The organism is Microcystis sp. T1-4, from assembly GCF_000297435.1.
Taxonomy (GTDB): Bacteria; Cyanobacteriota; Cyanobacteriia; order Cyanobacteriales; family Microcystaceae; genus Microcystis.
This window is the reverse complement of record NZ_CAIP01000010.1, coordinates 1-4,524: the sequence shown is the minus strand read 5'-3', so window position 1 is coordinate 4,524 and position 4,524 is coordinate 1. Positions and strand designations below refer to the sequence as shown.

The window sequence follows — 4,524 nt, the reverse complement described above, 5'->3', positions numbered from 1 at the left end:
GCCCTAATTATGCAAGAGGTTTAAGACTTAGGACTCGCTTTATTAGATTTTGACACTTTGACAGATTTAGATAACTGGTTGCATCCGTGAGCAATGGCGATCCCATTGTCCATCCTTGATTATTCTATAGTTAAGGGGTCCACATCGATCGCCATACTTACCTTGGGTAAAACTAAGCTTTTCAGAGCAAGAAAAAGACGACCGATATCAGTCTTGTCTCCCGATAATTTTAACAGAATTTGCCAGCGATAACGGTTAGCCACGCGCATAATTGTTGCGGGTGCAGGTCCTAAAATATCCCAATCGGGACCGAAATTATTAACACATTCCTCTGCGACATTTTCGGCACTTTTCTGCACTGCTTCCCCATCTAAACCACTAAAGCGAATTAAGACTAAACTGCCGTAGGGAGGATAATTTAAACCCTCTCTCTGCATTAATTCCGTCTCGACAAAACCCTCATAATCGTGGGTTTGTACTGCTCTAATCACGGGATGTTCGGGGGTATAGGTTTGGATAATTACCTTTCCTTCTGTTTCTCCCCTTCCTGCTCTCCCTGCCACTTGAGTGAGGGTTTGAAAAGCGCGTTCGGAGGCGCGATAATCGGAGTGATAAAGTAAGCCATCGGCTGCCATTACTCCTACTAGGGTAACTCGATCAATATCTAATCCTTTGGTGAGCATTTGGGTTCCGACTAAGACATCGAATTCACCATCAGTAAATAGTTTTAATAGTTCCCGGGGAGCATTTTTGTTACGGGTGGTATCACTATCAAAACGCAAGCAACGCAAATCAGGAAATTCTTTGCTTAATTCTTGGGTGACTCGCTGAGTGCCAGTGCCGAAAAATTTCAGATAGGGAGAACCGCATTCAGGACATTGTTTCGGATGAATGCGACCATAGTTACAGTAGTGACAGCGTAGTAATTCTTGCGCTCCCGGTTCGGTGTGGTGATAGGAGAGGGAGACATCACAGTGGGGACACTCCAGCACATAACCGCAACTTCGGCAAGATACAAAGGTACTATGTCCCCGGCGACTGACGAATAAAATTGCCTGTTCTCCCTTGTCGCGCAGGGTGTCCAGAGATGAACGCAGGGATTGACTAAACAGGGAACGATTGCCTCGTTGCAATTCCCTTCGCATATCGACGATTTCCACCCGCGGTAAGGGGCGATTTTGGATGCGATCGGGCAAAGATAGGTAAAGACGGGGATTAGCTTGGGATTCTAGCCATGTTTCTAGGGATGGCGTGGCCGAGCCTAAAATTACGGGACAATGGTTTAATTGAGCGCGCCATTTAGCCACGGTACGCGCGTGATAGGTGGGGAGTAATTGACTTTGTTTAAAGCTGCTATCGTGTTCTTCATCGAGGATAATCATGCCTAGATGGGGTAAAGGGGCAAAAATCGCCGATCGCGTCCCGATAATAACTTGTGGGGTCCCTGTCAACATCTGTCGCCAAGTATCGTATCTTTCTCCTTGGGAGAGGGCGCTATGATAAACATAGACTCGATCGCCAAAACGGGCCACAAAGCGATCGGTTAGTTGCGGTGTTAATCCAATTTCGGGGACTAAAACCAAGGCAGATTTACCCGCTGCTAGGACTGGTGCGATCGCCTGTAGATAGACTTCTGTTTTACCCGATCCCGTCACTCCGTGTAAGAGAACGCTTTCACCACCTTTTAGGGTTTGAATGGCTTCTAGGGCTTGTTTTTGACTAGAAGTGAGTGTTTTTGGTTGATCCCTGCTCATAATCGCCGAGGATAAGCGCAGAAATTCCCGATCCTCAATCACCACATAACCCTTATCAATGAGCGGTTTAAAATGTTTGGTCCCCGCGAGTTGTGCCAATTCTGGCAGCCACATTTCTCCCCCCTGATGACGGAGAATTTCGACAATTTTGCGCTGATTTTCAGTTAAATCAGCAGGAAAGTCAGTTATTAGCAGGGTAATGGCTTTTTTTTGTTTAATATTAGGACTTTTGGGCGCTTCTAGATAACTTTCTACCCAACCGCGCTTAACTAAGTCTCGGATACCGTAATTAGCATTTTTTACTTTTTCTTGCAGGTATTTCGCCGAATAATCGCCTTCTTTTTGATTTTTTAGCAGGGATAAAATCTGACGGGAGAGGGGAGTACAAAAAACCTCCGCACCGGGGGGAATCGCTGCCGGTTTTAATCTGATGCGACGTTGGGAACTTCGCAGTAAACCCGTAGGTAAAGCGACGCGAACAACGGTGATTAAATCCGTTGCGTAGTATTGGGCGATTTTCGTTAATAACTGCCAATAATTATCGGGAAAAAAACCCTTAGCAATCACCTCTTCCACGGGACGAATTTGATTCTCTTCTAGTCCTGGGGGCAAATTTTCGAGAAATCTAAGAGCAATTCCCCCAATTACCTGAGAACCAAAGGGAACGCTTAAAATATCGCCGATTTCTACCGTTAAATCCCCGGGGATACTATAGGTTAATATTTGCTGATCCTCTTGACTATCTCTAGGATAAGGACGATCGACCAAAACCTCTAACCACGGTTGTCCAGTTGTGGTTAATTGGTAAGGTGTGGGAGGTTCCGCTACAGTCAGGGTAGCACAGCGATCGAGCATAGTCAGTGGGGAGATGGGGTGATAGGGAGATGGGGAGAATGGGGTATTTAAATTATAGTTTAAAGCTTGAGGGGAATAAAACCAGTTAATTTTCTCTAAAAACACTTTAAATATTGCTTTTTTGCCCACAAATTTTGATTTTTAGCCCGTGAAGTCTTCCCAAAAGAATTTTTATCCACCCTTAAGCATTGATAAAGTTAATGATAACTATTGACTATTAGCTATTAAATCCCAGTATAGTTAGTCAAAAGGTGAGAATGGTTCTCAATAGAAAAAGCTAAGAATAGTAATAAAAAGCTGACTGCTATCTTGATTGTTAAGAAGCGTGATCCTTACCTAGTCAAATACCAAAAACCTTAGTTAGAGTGTATGAGTAGAAACACAAAAAGCTCCTCCCATTCACCAGAAAATCTTATTGTCTGGTTCGGCGATTTGTAACCATCGACACAGAATCGCGCAATTATATCCCAGAAATTGCCGCCATTAATTAAGAAAACGTTTAAAAAATCTGCTCCCTGAAAATTCAATGTAACAATCAGCCCATTGGGGGAAACTGAGTTTTTCCCCGCTATTATAACCCCACTCCATCCATAACTGCTTATGAAAATCTCTAAACTAGCCTCTGATGATAATTTTAATCAAATCATTGCCCTGGAGACAAATCCTTTAGAACTAGACAGCGTGGATTTTGCTGAAAGAACTGACGAGGAGCTGACTGAACCTTTACCGGAAACCCTAAAAAACACTCGTGCAGGTAGTGGAACGGGATACGATAAAGGCAGCAATGAAGATACTGTTGGGGCATTTTTTAAAGAAATGGCCCGTTATCCACTGCTTAATGCGGAAGAAGAAATTGAACTAGCCTACTCGGTTAAGTTTCTGATGGAAGCGGAAGAAGTGCGCCAAAAACTACAAGAAAATTTACATCGTCCTCCGACGAAAACGGAATGGGCGATCGCTTTAGAATTAGATAATGAACGTCAACTGGAAAACCGTCTTTATCGGGGAAGAACAGCTAAACGGAAAATGATTCGTTCTAATTTGCGCTTGGTGGTTTCTATCGCTAAACGCTATTTAAATCGCGGTGTTCCTTTCTTAGATTTAATTCAAGAAGGTGCGATCGGACTCAACCGTGCGGCCGAAAAATTCGATCCCAATAAAGGTTATAAATTCTCTACCTATGCTTATTGGTGGATTCGACAAGCAATCACCCGCACTATTGCTAATGATGCGCGCACAATTCGTTTACCGATTCACATTGTCGAAAAACTCAATAAACTCAAAAAAGCGCAGCGCATTCTCAAGCAAGATTTACAGCGCAATCCCAATGAACGGGAACTCGCAGAAGCATTAGAAATGACTCCCGAACAATTGCGGCAATTATTACAATTGCGTCGTCAATCTCTCTCTTTAAATCATCGTGTAGGGAAAGGAGAAGATACGGAATTAGTGGATCTGTTGGAAGATGATGATCTACAACTTCCCGAAGATAAAATGAATGAGATGATGATGCGTCAAGAAATTTTCGCAGTTTTAAGTGATGTTCTCACGGAACGGGAAAAAGATGTTATCTCCCTCCGTTATGGTTTAGCTACCAGTCAACCCTATACCCTAGAGGAAGTGGGGGGAATGTTCAATTTATCTCGCGAACGAGTACGTCAAATTCAAACTAAAGCGATGCGAAAATTACGTCGTCCTCAAGTTGCGCGTCGTCTGAAAGGATGGTTACATCAATAATTTTTTCTAACTCGTTCTCTCCTCTCTCCTTTTTCTGGGAGAGCTTTTTTTGTCGATATTTAGCTTAAAATTAAGATCAAGTTGATTTTCTCAGTAGATAGTCCTAATACCTATGAACCTACATCTTCCCCCACCACAAGAGCATCTAATCGAACAGAAAGTGAAAACGGGAAAATAT

At 43.2% G+C, this 4,524-nt stretch carries 2 protein-coding genes; one reads left to right on the top strand and one right to left on the bottom strand.

Translation table 11 applies throughout. The features are described 5' to 3' along the window. Positions 1-119 precede the first annotated feature (119 nt). Positions 120-2,609 (bottom strand): primosomal protein N', encoded by a 2,490-nt coding sequence (gene priA / locus MICAI_RS00615; RefSeq protein WP_039899232.1) that lies wholly within the window; start codon positions 2,607-2,609, stop codon positions 120-122. Between the two features lie 600 nt (positions 2,610-3,209). Between priA and MICAI_RS00610 the strand changes: the two genes are divergently transcribed. Continuing rightward, positions 3,210-4,346 carry an RNA polymerase sigma factor, RpoD/SigA family gene (locus tag MICAI_RS00610; protein WP_008196229.1) on the top strand — a complete coding sequence of 379 codons (1,137 nt, stop codon included), beginning with the start codon at positions 3,210-3,212 and terminating at the stop codon, positions 4,344-4,346. Positions 4,347-4,524 lie beyond the last annotated feature (178 nt).